Annotated in this window: 13 protein-coding genes and 1 pseudogene; 6 read left to right on the plus strand and 8 right to left on the minus strand. The window is 53.7% G+C overall.

Annotation, left to right across the window (positions count from 1 at the left end):
* Positions 1-62: 62 nt before the first annotated feature.
* The 3 genes and pseudogenes from gudD to gudP all read right to left on the minus strand — a co-directional run bounded on the left by gudD (position 63) and on the right by gudP (position 4,119).
* A complete protein-coding gene (gene gudD / locus N7E69_RS03885; protein ID WP_000107113.1) occupies positions 63-1,403 on the minus strand; it encodes a glucarate dehydratase in 1,341 nt (446 codons plus the stop codon).
* Between the two features lie 20 nt (positions 1,404-1,423).
* Positions 1,424-2,764: pseudogene (locus N7E69_RS03890) on the minus strand (enolase C-terminal domain-like protein).
* A complete protein-coding gene (gudP, locus tag N7E69_RS03895) occupies positions 2,761-4,119 on the minus strand; it encodes a galactarate/glucarate/glycerate transporter GudP (RefSeq protein ID WP_000097015.1) in 1,359 nt (452 codons plus the stop codon). Before gudP ends, N7E69_RS03890 begins: the two are co-directional and overlap by 4 nt.
* Before the next feature lie 79 nt (positions 4,120-4,198).
* Here gudP and N7E69_RS03900 point away from each other — a divergent pair, with 79 nt between their 5' ends.
* On the plus strand, positions 4,199-4,450 hold the full coding sequence (locus tag N7E69_RS03900; RefSeq protein WP_001540820.1) for a hypothetical protein: 252 nt from the start codon (positions 4,199-4,201) through the stop codon (positions 4,448-4,450).
* Positions 4,451-4,599: 149 nt separating this feature from the next.
* On the opposite strand, the gene N7E69_RS03905 is transcribed toward N7E69_RS03900, so the two are convergent.
* From N7E69_RS03905 to syd, 4 genes are all read right to left on the minus strand, one after another.
* Positions 4,600-5,049, minus strand: a complete 450-nt coding sequence (locus N7E69_RS03905; RefSeq protein ID WP_000807731.1) for a flavodoxin — start codon at positions 5,047-5,049, stop codon at positions 4,600-4,602.
* An 18-nt stretch (positions 5,050-5,067) separates the two neighbouring features.
* Complete coding sequence (gene truC, locus N7E69_RS03910; RefSeq protein ID WP_000890030.1) at positions 5,068-5,850, minus strand: tRNA pseudouridine(65) synthase TruC; 783 nt, start codon at positions 5,848-5,850, stop codon at positions 5,068-5,070.
* Positions 5,850-6,179, minus strand: a complete 330-nt coding sequence (locus tag N7E69_RS03915; protein ID WP_000207015.1) for a YqcC family protein — start codon at positions 6,177-6,179, stop codon at positions 5,850-5,852. Before N7E69_RS03915 ends, truC begins: the two co-directional genes overlap by 1 nt.
* Positions 6,180-6,790: 611 nt before the next feature.
* Entirely contained in the window at positions 6,791-7,336 is a 546-nt protein-coding gene (gene syd / locus N7E69_RS03920) for a SecY-interacting protein (protein WP_000343990.1), read from the minus strand.
* Positions 7,337-7,404: 68 nt separating this feature from the next.
* On the opposite strand from syd, the gene queF reads away from it, so the two are divergent.
* The 5 genes from queF (at position 7,405) to xni (ending at position 13,935) form a co-directional block, all read left to right on the plus strand.
* Positions 7,405-8,253: an NADPH-dependent 7-cyano-7-deazaguanine reductase QueF gene (gene queF / locus N7E69_RS03925; protein ID WP_000100463.1), complete on the plus strand. Its 849-nt coding sequence runs from the start codon at positions 7,405-7,407 to the stop codon at positions 8,251-8,253.
* A 112-nt stretch (positions 8,254-8,365) separates the two neighbouring features.
* Entirely contained in the window at positions 8,366-9,730 is a 1,365-nt protein-coding gene (gene ppnN, locus N7E69_RS03930; protein WP_000627972.1) for a nucleotide 5'-monophosphate nucleosidase PpnN, read from the plus strand.
* A 564-nt stretch (positions 9,731-10,294) separates the two neighbouring features.
* Positions 10,295-11,584 carry an HAAAP family serine/threonine permease SdaC gene (sdaC, locus tag N7E69_RS03935; RefSeq protein ID WP_000450462.1) on the plus strand — a complete coding sequence of 430 codons (1,290 nt, stop codon included), beginning with the start codon at positions 10,295-10,297 and terminating at the stop codon, positions 11,582-11,584.
* Between the two features lie 58 nt (positions 11,585-11,642).
* On the plus strand, positions 11,643-13,010 hold the full coding sequence (gene sdaB, locus N7E69_RS03940) for an L-serine ammonia-lyase II (RefSeq protein WP_000626384.1): 1,368 nt from the start codon (positions 11,643-11,645) through the stop codon (positions 13,008-13,010).
* Positions 13,011-13,179: 169 nt separating this feature from the next.
* Entirely contained in the window at positions 13,180-13,935 is a 756-nt protein-coding gene (gene xni / locus N7E69_RS03945; RefSeq protein WP_001574919.1) for a flap endonuclease Xni, read from the plus strand.
* A gap of 91 nt (positions 13,936-14,026) precedes the next feature.
* Here the strand turns inward: xni and fucO are convergent, their stop codons facing one another.
* On the minus strand, positions 14,027-15,175 hold the full coding sequence (gene fucO, locus N7E69_RS03950; protein WP_000013564.1) for a lactaldehyde reductase: 1,149 nt from the start codon (positions 15,173-15,175) through the stop codon (positions 14,027-14,029).
* Positions 15,176-15,186: the final 11 nt, after the last annotated feature.

The following is a 15,186-nucleotide window of genomic DNA, read 5'->3' on the forward strand; positions in this document are numbered from 1 at the left end:
ATGTTGATCCTGTTAAGCATACACCCAGAGAAGAACCGGTTCCTTACGGAACCGGTTCTGACTTAACGCACCATGCAAGGACGCTTATTATCAAACGTCCAGCCAGGAATTAAGTACTGCATTCCCATCGCGTCGTCACGCGCGCCTAAGCCATGTTTTTGATAGAGCTCATGCGCTTTCATCACCTGATCCATATCGAGCTCAACGCCCAGACCCGGTTTGGTCGGTACTTGCACCATGCCGCCTTTAATTTCAAACGGTTCTTTAGTCAGACGTTGGTTGCCTTCCTGCCAGATCCAGTGGGTATCGATCGCGGTGATCTTGCCCGGCGCCGCCGCGGCAACATGGGTAAACATCGCCAACGAAATATCAAAGTGGTTGTTAGAGTGCGAGCCCCAGGTCAGACCGAACTCATGACACATTTGCGCCACGCGTACAGAGCCTTGCATAGTCCAGAAGTGCGGGTCCGCCAGCGGGATATCGACGGATTGCAGCGACAGCGTATGCCCCATTTGACGCCAGTCGGTCGCTATCATATTGGTGGCCGTCGGTAATCCGGTCGCGCGACGGAATTCCGCCATCACTTCACGTCCGGAAAAACCCTGCTCCGCGCCGCACGGATCTTCTGCATAGGCCAGAGAACCTTTCAGGTATTTACCAATGCTGATCGCTTCGTTCAGCGACCAGGCACCGTTTGGATCGAGCGTGACGCGCGCTTGTGGGAAACGTTTCGCCAGCGCCACGATTGACTCGGCCTCTTCTTCGCCCGCCAGCACGCCGCCTTTCAGTTTGAAGTCGTTGAAGCCGTATTTTTCATAGGCGGCTTCCGCCAGACGCACTACCGTTTCCGGCGTCATCGCCTCTTCATGGCGCAGACGATACCAGTCGCATTGCTCATCCGGCTGGCTCTGATACGGCAGCGGCGTAGCCTTGCGATTACCGACAAAGAACAGATAACCCAGCATTTCGACTTCGCTGCGCTGCTGACCGTCGCCTAACAGCGAAGCGACGTTGACGCCCAAGTGTTGGCCCAAAAGGTCAAGCATTGCCGCTTCAATACCCGTCACCACATGGATAGTGGTACGGAGATCGAATGTTTGTAAACCGCGTCCGCCCGCATCGCGATCGGCAAACTGGTTGCGAACGGCGGTCAGGACATTTTTATATTCACCCAGCGTTTTTCCCACCACCAGTGGGATCGCATCTTCCAGCGTTTTGCGAATTTTTTCGCCGCCCGGAATCTCGCCGACCCCGGTATGGCCGGAGTTATCTTTAATAATGACGATGTTGCGCGTGAAGAACGGGGCGTGCGCGCCGCTCAGGTTCATCAGCATACTGTCATGACCCGCAACCGGGATAACCTGCATTTCAGTCACTACAGGCGTCGTAAATTGAGTACTCATAACTGTGTCCTTATTCAGAATTAGTGACGACCAAAAACAGGGCGTTTGCGGTCAAAAGTCCAGCCGGGGATCAGGTATTGCATCGGGCCTGCATCATTACGCGCGCCGCCTGGCAGCTTTTTATACGCGTCATGCGCTTTTCGCACCTGTTCCCAGTCAAGCTCCACGCCCAGTCCTGGCGCATCCGGAACGGCAATTTTGCCGTTTTTAATTTCCAGCGGATTTTTAGTCAGGCGGCAATCGCCCTCCTGCCAGATCCAGTGCGTATCAATAGCGGTGGGTTTGCCTGGCGCCGCCGCGCCGACATGGGTAAACATCGCCAGTGAAATATCAAAATGGTTATTCGAATGGCAGCCCCAGGTTAGCCCCCAGTCATCGCACAGTTGCGCCACGCGAACGGCGCCGGTGAGAGTCCAGAAATGCGGGTCGGCAAGAGGAATGTCTACCGCGTTGAGCATCACCGCATGCCCCATTTCGCGCCAGTTGGTGGCGATCATATTGGTCGCCACCGGCAGTCCTGTCGCGCGGCGGAACTCCGCCATGACTTCACGACCAGAGAATCCTTGCTCCGCGCCGCACGGATCTTCCGCGTAGGTCAGTACATCTTTCAGCCCTTTGCACAACGCAATGGCTTCATCCAGTAGCCAGGCGCCGTTCGGATCCACGGTAATACGCGCGTCCGGGAAGCGTTTTTTTAGCGCGCGAACAGTATCAATCTCTTGTTCGCCCGGCAGCACGCCGCCCTTGAGTTTAAAATCTTTAAAGCCGTAGCGATCCTGAGACGCTTCCGCCAGCCGCACGACCGCGTCGCTGTTCAGCGCTTCCTGATGGCGCAGACGATACCATTCATGACTGCCCGGCGTGCTTTCCAGATACGGCAGATCGGTTTTAGTGCGATCGCCAATATAGAAGAGATAGCCCAACACGGTGACGGCATCGCGCTGTTTACCTGGCCCTAACAGTTCACAGACCGGCACATTAAGCGCCTGTCCCAGTAGATCAAGCAGCGCCGCTTCCAAAGCCGCCACCGCGTTAACCCGCAGTTCAAACGTCCATGCGCCTTTGCCAAAGGTGTCAAAATCAGCAGCCTGGTTGCCTTTATGCACCTGCTACACCACTTTGTTCAGGCGGGCGACTTCCTGGCCTAATACCATCGGAATAGCATCGACCAGCGTCTGATAAATCACTTCTCCGCCCGGCGCCTCGCCGACGCCAGTATGCCCGGCGTTATCGGTGAGGACGACGATGTTACGGGTGAAGTACGCGTTATGCGCGCCGCCGATGTTGAGTAGCATACTGTCATGTCCGGCAACCGGAATGACCTTCATGTCCGTAATAACGGGACTGGATTGCGTTGTCATGATAATTGTCCTGCGACAGGTTTCAGTTCAATACGCTTAATATCGCCTACCAGCACCAGATAGCTGATGATGGCCACCAGGGCATGTACGCCGACATAGATCAACGCGCCGTTGAAGGAACCGGTGGTGCCAACGATGTAACCAATCGCGATTGGCGTCACAATACCGGAAATATTGCCGAACATATTAAACAAGCCGCCGGAAAGACCGCTGATCTCTTTCGGCGCGGTATCCGCCATTACTGCCCAGCCCAACGCGCCGATACCTTTACCGAAGAAGGCCAACGCCATAAAGCCGATGATCATCCATTCCACGTTCACATAGTTACAGAACACCATAACCATTGACAGCAACATTCCCAGCACAATCGGCGTCTTGCGCGCGATATTCAGGGAGCCAGTACGACGCATCAGCCAGTCGGAAATGATGCCGCCCAACACGCCGCCGATAAAGCCGCAGACTGCAGGAACCGAGGCGACAAAGCCCGCTTTGAGAATCGACATGCCGCGCGCCTGGACCAAATAGACCGGGAACCAGGTAATAAAGAAATAGGTCAATGCGTTAATACAGTACTGACCGATGTAAACGCCAATCATCATACGAGAGCCCAGCAGCTGTTTGATCTGGCCCCATTTGACGCTAAACGGTACTTTCGCTTTGGTGTCTTTCTGATCCATATTGATCAGCGCGCCGCCTTCTGCGATGTACTCCAACTCTTTCTTATTTACGCCCGGATGGTTATTTGGTTCATGGATAACTTTCAACCAGATAAAGCTGATGATGATCCCTAACCCGCCCATAAAGAAGAAGACATGCGACCAGCCCACTTCGTGCGTCAGCCAGCCCATAATCGGCGCGAAAATAACCGTGGCAAAGTATTGCGCGGAGTTAAAGATGGCCACCGCCGTTCCCCTCTCCTGCGCCGGGAACCAGGCCGCAACGATGCGACTGTTGCCCGGGAAAGAAGGCGATTCCGCCAGACCGACCAGGAAACGAAGCGTAAAGAGGGCGACAATAATGCCGAAACCACTAAAGATATCGACAAAACCCTGCAACAGGGTGAAGACTGACCAAATGAAAATAGACCAGAAATAGACGCGTTTGGAACCAAAGCGGTCCAGCAGCCAGCCGCCCGGGATCTGCCCGATAACATAGGCCCATGAAAAAGCAGAAAAAACATAGCCCATGCCTACCGGATCAAGGCCGATATCTTTGGCCATTTCTGAGCCGGCAATGGACAATGTGGCGCGGTCGCCGTAGTTGAAGGATGTGACGATAAACAGCATCACCACTATCCAGTAGCGGGCGTTCGTGCGTTTCTCCGCACTGCTCGCCGCGTGACTTAATGAACTCATTGTTGCACTCCTGAAATTTCGCGTTAGCTACGCTCACTCTGAACTGCACAACCGGTAGGGAATCAGAGATAACGTTTCCTTGTTGCAGCTTTTATTAGGTCGTTTGCTTTGCACGCTGCATGCTTTTATTCACTGGCAGGAGAAGTATAAAAAGCGCGCCACACACACTCACCGTGCAACAACACAGTATTTTGGCGATGAATTACGCCTGTTTATGGCAAAAGCCCAGGACAGTGGAAGCCACTTCACGGAAATGAAATCAGAAGGCGTCGGCGTCGACGCAGGAGGAATAAAAAGAGAAGAATGTGAAACAGGTCGCTTGATTACATGAAAACGCCCGTAAAAAACTGCCGCTTTTGCGGGCATATGCCCAAAGCTAACACGATTCAGTTACTTTACACTGTGTACAGGTCGTGATTTTGCTTACTGGCAACGCAAGCAAACGAAAAGGTACCCTCCCGTAGGGGGGAGGGATTTACCTCAGGAAAGTAAAGTTCCCCAGTTTTCAACCCAGGGATTGGACTGGCTCTCCGGCTCCGGATGTTCGCTGGCGTCAATGAATAACATCTCCCCCACCCGCTGCGCGCTTTGCTCTTGCAACAGGGCATCAAACTGTTTGCCGCCATTACAGAAATTGGGGTAGCTGCTATCACCTAGCGCAATCACCCCGTAACGCAGGTTTGGCTGAAAACCCAACGTATCTTTAATGCCGTGAAAGAGCGGCGCAATGCTATCCGGTAGATCGCCCTGCCCGGTCGTCGAGGTAACGACCAGCGCAACCTTATCCTGATATTGCTGCCAGTCGGACAGTTCAGGATCTTCAAACACGATCGCGCTGTGCCCCTGTCTGGCGAGGATCGCTTCCGCTTCTTCCGCCACCAGCAGTGAGTTGCCATACATGGTCCCGACAAAAATACCAATTTCTGCCATTATGCGTATCTCCCTGAATTATGCCTGATGAGTCTCATCCTGCCGGGACGCCGCCGTAAACTCAACCCTTTCATTGTCAGGGAGAAGTCCACGCCAGCCAAACTGTGTCAGCGCCTGCATCCAGGTTTCATCCAACCCGGCCTGAATCATCAACGGCTGTCCGGTGAAGGGGTGCGTCAGCTCAAGCCGACTGGCATGAAGCATCAGGCGACGACAGGCAAAATGCTCTGCGGCGCTGCGGTTTTGTCGCAAATCGCCATGTTTACTGTCGCCGATGATAGGATGACGCAGATGCGCCAGATGACGACGGAGCTGGTGCTTACGTCCCGTTTTTGGTTCTAGCTCAACCAGACCATAACGCGTGGTGGGATAACGCCCGGTCGGTACCGCCATTTCGACCGTCGCCAGTCCGCGATACTGCGTTACAGCCGGCTGGGGCGCTTTATCTTCGCGGGCGAATTTATCGGCAATTTTATCGCGCTCTTCCACCAGCGGATAATCCAGTACCGCGTCATCCATCAGCCAGCCGCGCACAATGGCATGGTAGCGTTTACGGATGTGGTGCTGCTCGAACTGCTGCGCCAGACGGCGTCCCGCTTCGCTGGACAGCCCCATTAACAGTACGCCCGACGTGGGTCTGTCGAGACGGTGGGCGGTAAAAACATGCTGGCCGATTTGGTCGCGCACCGTTTGCATGACCACGACTTTTTCGTCGCGATCCAGCCAGCTCCGGTGAACAAGCCAGCCTGCGGGTTTATTCACGGCAACCAGCCACGGGTCTTGATAGAGGATCTCCAGCATCAGGATTTATCGCGGACGAATAGCGCATCCAGATCCTGCAAAACCGCCAGGATCGCCTCCCGCTGCGGATGATCCGCCGCCAGCGCCATTTCATAATAAGGGGCGACGGCAAATGCCTCGGGCAGCGGCTGCGCATTATCAAGTAGGGTATGCATACGTGGAATCAATACCCATTGCAGCCATTCCAGCGGTTCCATGGTATCCATAAAAAATGGTTGGGTGCTGGTAAACAGGTGCGCCTGCGGCGCATCCTGCCGCCAGTGGCGATGCTCGCGCAGCAGCGTTTCAAGCGCATGTAACTGCTGACGCACACGGTCATGAGTCGTCATGTTAAAAACCTCAATGATGAAAATCTGGCGCGAAGAATAACAAAAAAAAGGGAGCACTGTATAAACAGTGCTCCCGGTTCGTTTCGCAGCATTCCAGCTACTTTTCGTGCTCCCTGCTCATCCGTGACAACTTTTCCTGTGACCTTACGGCCTGTTCATCCTGAACGTTTGCATCCTGCGCACATCGCCCGATGTGATAGCTTCTTCCTGAAGCGTCCCTGGTCATCCAGACCCGCCGAACATCCTGATCGGCTCTCGTTCTCCGTCCTGGAGGTGTCCTTTAACGCATCCTGCGCTTTCCACTTTGCTTCATCCTGAAGCCTTTCCTTGTAACACCATCCTGGCGTGTCCTGCCGAAGCGTCATCATCCTGACGTTCGCTTCGTTGTACGACTCCCTGTCGACGAAGATAGAATCGCCTGTTTCACCTTGTCTTACAATACGCTTACAGACAATACCTTAAGTAAATTTTCATATGAAAGTGCGCAAAAACATTTTAACATGTTGTTTTATATATATTTATATAAGAAAACGGGGCTCGGTATCCGCTGCTATCCTGGCGATCTCCTACAGACTTTGTAAGAGATCTCTCACACCCGTTAGGGCAAACGATTACAGAAGAGGATTAAGTTGCGTAAGGAATTCCGCAAGCGTTGCGGCAAGAACGGTACGATTACGGGTGCCCAGCGTTTCTTTAATCACCTCGCCGGACAGATTACAGACCGAAATGACCTCAAGCTCATTTTCCTGCGTCGCAATAAAAAGCGTGGGAGGAAGCTTGAGCCGCTTTTGCGTGACCAGGTGGCCTATCAGATTTTCCTGCACGCGCCGAAAGTCATCCTGACTCCAGGTTTGCAGTAGCGTAAGCTTTTCATCCGCAAACTGCGCGGGCATGTCGCCAGCAAACTGCGTGGTGTAAAACGCGTGGAGCGCAGGTTGTACCATAATATCAAAGGCGCGTTCAACCGCGTTTACATTTTCTTCGCCTTCAAAAGGCTGCGGCTGCCAGTAAACGGCATCGCGGGTTGAAGAAATAATGCACGGAGAAGGTACGCCATACAGTTCTTCGCTCAACGGCCAGCTACCGTGTTTTTCTTGCCACGCGTCGCAGTAACGCGTCGTAAAGGCTTTCAATGCCTGCGCTGTCAGTTCGTCCACCAGTTTCTCTCTTCATAAAAGCCAGGATACACTTGACGCATAGTGTATCTGGTTTATGACGGTGAAACATGTCTTCTTATGAAAACCATCAGGCTCTCGATGGCCTGACTCTCGGAAAATCAACGGATTACCGGGACAATTATGACGCCAGCCTGCTGCAGGGCGTACCGCGCAGTTTGAATCGCGACCCGCTCGGATTAACAGCCGATAATTTGCCGTTCCACGGCGCGGATATCTGGACGTTGTATGAACTTTCCTGGCTTAACAGCCAGGGTCTTCCGCAGGTCGCCGTCGGGCATGTCGAACTGGATTACACCAGCGTTAATTTAATCGAATCCAAAAGCTTTAAACTGTATCTGAACAGCTTTAACCAGACGCGCTTTGACACCTGGGAGACGGTGCGCCAGACGCTGGAGCGCGATCTGCGCGCCTGCGCGCAGGGCAACGTTAGCGTGAGGCTTCATCGTCTTGATGAGCTGGAAGGACAGCCTGTCGCCCATTTCCACGGCACCTGTATTGACGATCAGGATATCAGTATCGACAACTACCAGTTTACTACCGACTATCTGCAACATGCGGTCAGCGGCGAGAAGCAAGTAGAAGAAACGCTGGTCAGTCATCTGTTGAAATCCAACTGCCTGATCACCCACCAGCCGGACTGGGGCTCGATACAAATTCAGTATCGCGGACGCAAAATCGACAGGGAAAAACTGCTGCGTTATCTGGTCTCCTTCCGTCACCATAATGAATTTCACGAGCAGTGCGTAGAGCGTATTTTCAATGACATTCTGCGCTTCTGCCAGCCGGAAACGTTAAGCGTTTATGCACGCTATACCCGCCGCGGCGGGCTGGACATTAATCCCTGGCGCAGCAATACCGATTTCGTGCCCGCCACGGGCAGGCTGGCGCGACAGTAATTTTTTTGTCAATTTTGCGTGCCGGATTGCGCATGTAAGGTTGTGAAAGGTCATCAGCCAGGGCTATTGTAATCAACAGGGAATGGCGTGTTGCGTCCCATAAGGAGTTTACTTGATTACACATATTAGCCCGCTTGGCTCAATGGATATGTTGTCGCAACTGGAAGTGGACATGCTGAAACGCACGGCCAGTAGCGACCTGTATCAACTGTTTCGTAACTGTTCACTTGCCGTTCTTAACTCCGGCAGCCTGACCGACAACAGCAAAGAGCTGCTGTCCCGCTTTGAAAATTTCGATATTAACGTACTGCGCCGCGAGCGCGGCGTGAAACTGGAATTGATTAATCCGCCTGAAGACGCCTTTGTTGACGGGCGGATTATTCGTGCGCTACAGGCTAACCTGTTCGCGGTGCTGCGCGACATTCTCTTTGTGAATGGGCAGATCCATAATGCCGGCCGTTTCCAGCATCTGGATCTTGAAAGCTCAACACATATCACCAATCTGGTGTTCTCCATTTTGCGCAACGCCCGGGCGCTGCACATCGGCGAAGCGCCAAACATGGTGGTATGCTGGGGCGGCCACTCAATTAACGAAAACGAGTACCTGTATGCCCGTCGCGTCGGCACGCAGTTGGGATTACGCGAGCTGAACATCTGCACCGGCTGCGGCCCTGGGGCGATGGAAGCCCCCATGAAGGGCGCGGCGGTCGGTCACGCACAGCAGCGCTATAAAGACAGCCGCTTTATCGGCATGACTGAACCTTCCATTATTGCGGCTGAACCGCCTAACCCGCTGGTGAACGAACTGATCATCATGCCGGATATCGAAAAACGCCTGGAAGCGTTCGTCCGTATCGCACACGGTATCATCATCTTCCCGGGCGGCGTGGGTACGGCGGAAGAGCTGCTTTATTTGCTGGGGATTCTGATGAATCCAGCCAATAAAAATCAGGTGCTGCCGCTGATCCTGACCGGACCAAAAGAGAGCGCCGATTACTTCCGCGTGCTGGATGAGTTTATTACCCATACGCTGGGCGAAGCGGCCCGCCGTCATTACCGCATCATCATTGACGATGCGGCGGAGGTAGCGCGGCTGATGAAGAAAGCGATGCCGCAAGTGAAAGAGAATCGCCGCGATACTGGCGACGCCTATAGTTTTAACTGGTCGATGCGTATTGCACCGGATCTGCAGGTGCCGTTTGAGCCGTCGCATGAGAATATGGCCAACCTGAAACTGTACCCGGATCAGCCGGTTGAGATTCTGGCGGCGGATCTGCGGCGCGCCTTCTCCGGTATTGTCGCGGGGAACGTGAAGGAGGTCGGGATACGCGCCATTGAAGCTAATGGTCCGTATAAAATCCACGGCGATCGAGAGATGATGCGTCGCATGGACGATCTGCTGCAGGGATTCGTCGCGCAGCATCGTATGAAATTGCCGGGTTCCGCCTACATCCCCTGTTACGAGATCTGCGCTTAACGCTTATGCCCGGTTGCCGCCAGCAGCCGGGCGCTTCTCCCATTCCTTTCATTGCGGTATGGCGATTCACGTATGCCTTCATTTTTTATGATGATCATCAGAGGCATAGCCCGCATTGTTTTATAAACACCATTTATAATTCACCATAAATAGATTGCCAGGCAAACGTTTACCTGACTCATCTTACCGTGATTTATCGGTTCAAACTCTCATTCTTCGCAAGAATCCACTAAAAACCTTGATTTTTATAGTCAAACCTCCGTATCTTGCGCCCCAATCTTTCCGGCCTTATATCGTTAATGGTAGCCTTCGCGCCCGGAAATTCGTTATGACGTTTTTTTAATAGATTAATGGTCCAAATTTATCCATGTAAGAAGCGGATTATTGCATTTGAGATCGGGATCACTGATAGATTCATCACTTAAATGTATCTTTCCGCCCGAAAATTATTACGGCGAAAAATTATATAAAAAGCGTCCCTAAGCAGATTTCATTTTACGATCAGGTCTTTTTTCATTGGATTAGACCAGCAACCTGATTTTTAGCATCCTCCAGGAGAAATAGATGGAAACCACTCAGACCAGCACTATTGCTTCGATTGACTCTCGAAGCGCATGGCGCAAAACGGATACCATGTGGATGCTGGGCCTTTACGGCACGGCTATCGGCGCGGGCGTTCTGTTCCTGCCGATCAACGCAGGCGTCGGCGGCATGATTCCGCTCATCATCATGGCGATTCTCGCTTTCCCGATGACCTTTTTCGCACACCGTGGCTTAACACGCTTCGTGCTGTCCGGTAAAAACCCGGGTGAAGACATCACTGAAGTCGTTGAGGAACACTTCGGTATCGGCGCAGGTAAACTGATTACCCTGCTCTACTTCTTCGCGATTTACCCCATCCTGCTGGTTTACAGCGTGGCGATTACTAATACCGTGGAAAGCTTCCTGACCCACCAGTTAGCGATTAATCCGCCGCCGCGGGCGATTCTTTCCCTGATCCTGATTGTTGGCATGATGACCATCGTGCGCTTCGGCGAGCAAATGATCGTTAAGGCGATGAGTATCCTAGTATTCCCGTTCGTCGCTGCGCTGATGCTGCTGGCCTTGTACCTGATCCCGCAGTGGAACGGCGCGGCGCTGGAAACTCTGTCCTTTGATTCCGCCGCGTCTACCGGTAACGGTCTGTGGATGACGCTGTGGCTGGCGATTCCGGTGATGGTTTTCTCTTTCAACCACTCCCCGATCATCTCCTCCTTCGCGGTTGCGAAGCGTGAAGAGTACGGTGAAGGCGCAGAGAAGAAATGTTCTAAAATTCTGGCCTTCGCCCACATCATGATGGTGCTGACCGTGATGTTCTTCGTCTTCAGCTGCGTGCTGAGCCTGACGCCGGCAGATCTGGCAGCGGCAAAAGAGCAGAACATCTCTATTCTGTCTTACCTGGCGAACCATTTTAACGCGCCGATCATCGCCTGGATGGCGCCGATCATTGCGATGATTGCTATCACCAAATCCTTCCTCGGCCACTACCTGGGCGCGCGTGAAGGCTTTAACGGGATGGTGATTAAATCGCTGCGTGGTAAAGGTAAATCCATCGAAATCAACAAACTGAATAAAATTACCGCGCTGTTCATGCTGGTCACCACCTGGATTGTGGCGACGCTGAACCCCAGCATCCTGGGCATGATTGAAACCCTGGGCGGCCCGATCATCGCGATGATTCTGTTCCTGATGCCGATGTATGCCATCCAGAAAGTACCGGCAATGCGTAAGTACAGCGGTCATATCAGCAACGTATTCGTTGTGATTATGGGCCTGATTGCCATCTCCGCTATTTTCTACTCACTGTTCAGCTAAGTCCTTTAGCGCCGCTTACCGCGGCGCTTCTCTATGATACAACCGCAATGGATGCCCTATGATTAGCGTATTCGATATTTTTAAAATCGGCATTGGCCCTTCCAGTTCTCACACCGTCGGACCAATGAAAGCAGGCAAGCAGTTCACGGACGATCTGATTGCCCGCCATATCCTTACAGATGTCACCCGCGTCGTGGTGGATGTCTACGGCTCTCTGTCATTGACGGGTAAAGGCCACCACACTGATATCGCCATTATTATGGGCCTGGCGGGGAATCTGCCGGACACCGTCGATATCGACGCCATTCCGTCCTTTATCCAGGATGTGAACACCCATGGGCGTTTACTACTGGCTAATGGGCAGCATGAAGTCGAATTTCCGGTCGATAAGTGCATGAATTTCCACGCCGACAACCTGTCTCTGCATGAGAACGGGATGCGTATTACCGCGCTGGCGGGCGATAAGGTGCTCTACAGCCAAACCTACTACTCCATCGGCGGCGGCTTTATCGTCGATGAAGAGCACTTTGGTTTGACGAATAGCGAACCCGTTAACGTACCGTACCCTTACAAAACCGCCGCGGATTTACAGCGCCACTGCCAGGAGACGGGTTTGTCGCTCTCCGGTCTGATGATGCAAAACGAACTGGCTCTGCACAGTAAAGAAGCGCTGGAGCAGCACTTCGCCAGGGTCTGGGAGGTAATGCGCAGCGGTATTGAGCGCGGTATCACCACCGAGGGCGTATTGCCGGGCAAACTGCGCGTTCCGCGTCGCGCGGCGGCGCTGCGTCGGGTGCTGGTCAGTCAGGATAAGACCACCACCGATCCGATGGCGGTCGTCGACTGGATCAATATGTTCGCGCTGGCGGTGAACGAAGAGAATGCCGCAGGCGGACGAGTAGTCACTGCGCCGACTAACGGCGCATGTGGTATTGTGCCGGCGGTGCTGGCGTACTATGACAAGTTTATCCGCGAAGTAAATGCTAACTCACTTGCTCGCTATATGCTGGTCGCCAGCGCGATTGGCTCGCTGTATAAGATGAACGCCTCTATTTCCGGCGCCGAAGTGGGTTGTCAGGGAGAGGTCGGCGTGGCCTGTTCCATGGCGGCAGCGGGTCTGGCCGAGCTGCTGGGCGGTAGTCCGGCGCAGGTGTGTATCGCCGCAGAAATCGCCATGGAGCATAATCTGGGGTTAACTTGCGATCCGGTTGCCGGTCAGGTACAGGTTCCCTGCATTGAGCGTAACGCGATTGCTTCAGTCAAAGCGGTCAACGCCGCGCGTATGGCGCTGCGCCGTACCAGCGAACCGCGTGTATGCCTCGATAAAGTGATTGAGACCATGTACGAAACCGGTAAAGACATGAACGCTAAGTACCGCGAAACTTCGCGCGGCGGCCTGGCGATGAAGATCGTTACCTGCGATTAATTCTCAGCACATTTTAGGATCTGTAGGCCGGATAAGGCGCTCGCCGCCATCCGGCTTTGTTGCCTGATGTCGCTTCGCTTATCAGGCCTACGGATAGCGCTATTTCGCAATGCTCGCCTCCCCCCGCCGTGAATGTTACCCTACGCGCAGGTTTGTAAGGGAGAACACCGTGGCTGCTCATCTGCTTATCGTCGACGCGCTCAATTTGATTCGCCGTATTCACGCCGTTCAGGGATCGCCCTGTGTGGAAACCTGCCAACACGCGCTCGATCAATTGATTATCCACAGCCAGCCAACCCATGCCGTAGCGGTATTTGATGACGACGCGCGCAGCAGCGGCTGGCGTCATCAGCGTTTACCGGACTACAAAGCAGGACGTCCGCCGATGCCTGACGATTTACATAATGAAATGCCCGCCCTACGCGCCGCATTTGAACAGCGCGGCATACGCTGTTGGGCATCAGACGGTAACGAAGCGGACGATCTGGCGGCGACGCTGGCGCTAAAAGTTACCGAAGCCGGACACCAGGCAACCATTGTGTCAACCGATAAAGGCTATTGCCAGTTGCTCTCTCCGGGATTGCGCATTCGCGACTACTTCCAGAAACGCTGGCTGGACGCGCCGTTTATTGAAAAAGAGTTTGGCGTACTTCCCCGGCAGTTGCCGGATTACTGGGGTCTGGCAGGAATCAGCAGTTCGAAAGTCCCCGGCGTTGCCGGTATCGGCCCCAAAAGCGCGACCCAGCTGTTGATTCAGTTTCAAAATCTGGAGGGAATTTACGCCCATCTGGACGAGGTGCCGGAAAAGTGGCGCAAAAAGCTTGAGACGCATAAAGAAATGGCATTTCTTTGCCGCGATATTGCACGTCTGCAAACCGATTTACATATCGACGGAAACTTACAGCAGCTACGGCTGGCGCGGTAGTTTTGTTGCCGGATGGCGGCGTGAACGCCTTATCCTGCCTACAGGACTGCACGAAATGTAGAGCGGATAAGCGCAGCGCCATCCGGCAAAATTACCAGGCGATATGATACAGTTCGACAATGTCCGCCAGACTCGCTTCACGCGGATTGCCGCCCGTACAGACATCATCGAACGCCGCCTGCGCCAGCGCCGGGATATCCTCTTTTCGAACGCCGACATCACGCAAATGCAGCGGAATTCCCACATCGCGATTTAGCGTAAATACGGCTTCCACTGCGGCATTACGTGCCTCTTCAAGACTCAATCCTTCTACCTTCACCCCCATCGCCCGGGCGATATCACGGAATTTCTCGTTGGTAGACCCGGCATTAAAACGCATCACATGCGGAAGCAAAATAGCATTCGCGACGCCATGCGGCGTGTTGTAAAACGCGCCCAGCGGATGCGCCATCCCATGCACCAGCCCCAGCCCCACATTGGAAAACCCCATCCCGGCAACATATTGCCCCAGCGCCATCGCCTCACCGGCCTCTTTTTCTCCGGCCACGGCGCCGCGCAGCGCGCCAGCAATAATCTCAATGGCTTTGATATGTAATGCATCCGTCAGCGCCCATGCGGCCCGGGTAATATAGCCTTCAATAGCATGGGTTAGCGCATCCACGCCCGTTGCCGCTTTCAGCGCGGGCGGCATACCGTCCATCATATCGGCATCGATAAATGCCGCCTGCGGAATATCATGCGGATCGACACAAACGAATTTGCGCCGTTTCTCTTCATCGGTAATCACATAATTGATAGTGACTTCCGCCGCGGTTCCCGCCGTTGTCGGGATCGCCATAATCGGCACGCTGGGTTTACGGGTCGGCGATAGCCCTTCCAGACTGCGCACATCGGCAAATTCCGGATTGTTACTGATAATACCGATCGCTTTGCAGGTATCCTGCGGAGAACCGCCGCCAATGGCGATGAGATAGTCCGCGCCGCTTTGGGTAAAGACCTTAAGCCCTTCCTGGACAACGGAAATCGTAGGATTAGGGATCACGCCAGCATAGATCTCCCACGCCAGCCCTGCGGCATCCATTCTGCTTGTCACTTTATCGACCACACCGCATTGCACCAGCGTTTTATCGGTAACAATCAGCGCTTTATGATAACCGCGGCGCGTCACCTCATCGGTTAATGCGTCCACCGCTCCCCGGCCAAACCATGCCGTTTCATTCAGAATCATTCTGTTCGCCATCGCCTGTCTCC

This window comes from Salmonella sp. 3C (genome assembly GCF_025426275.1).
Taxonomy (GTDB): Bacteria; Pseudomonadota; Gammaproteobacteria; order Enterobacterales; family Enterobacteriaceae; genus Salmonella; species Salmonella enterica.

Excerpts from the sequence above, each read along its gene's own strand:
- gudD (WP_000107113.1), bottom strand. The coding sequence starts at position 1,403 with ATGAGTACTCAATTTACGACGCCTGTAGTGACTGAAATGCAGGTTATC.
- gudP (WP_000097015.1), bottom strand. The coding sequence starts at position 4,119 with ATGAGTTCATTAAGTCACGCGGCGAGCAGTGCGGAGAAACGCACGAAC.
- N7E69_RS03905 (WP_000807731.1), bottom strand. The coding sequence starts at position 5,049 with ATGGCAGAAATTGGTATTTTTGTCGGGACCATGTATGGCAACTCACTG.
- truC (WP_000890030.1), bottom strand. The coding sequence starts at position 5,850 with ATGCTGGAGATCCTCTATCAAGACCCGTGGCTGGTTGCCGTGAATAAA.
- N7E69_RS03915 (WP_000207015.1), bottom strand. The coding sequence starts at position 6,179 with ATGACGACTCATGACCGTGTGCGTCAGCAGTTACATGCGCTTGAAACG.
- queF (WP_000100463.1), top strand. The coding sequence starts at position 7,405 with ATGTCTTCTTATGAAAACCATCAGGCTCTCGATGGCCTGACTCTCGGA.
- sdaC (WP_000450462.1), top strand. The coding sequence starts at position 10,295 with ATGGAAACCACTCAGACCAGCACTATTGCTTCGATTGACTCTCGAAGC.
- sdaB (WP_000626384.1), top strand. The coding sequence starts at position 11,643 with ATGATTAGCGTATTCGATATTTTTAAAATCGGCATTGGCCCTTCCAGT.
- fucO (WP_000013564.1), bottom strand. The coding sequence starts at position 15,175 with ATGGCGAACAGAATGATTCTGAATGAAACGGCATGGTTTGGCCGGGGA.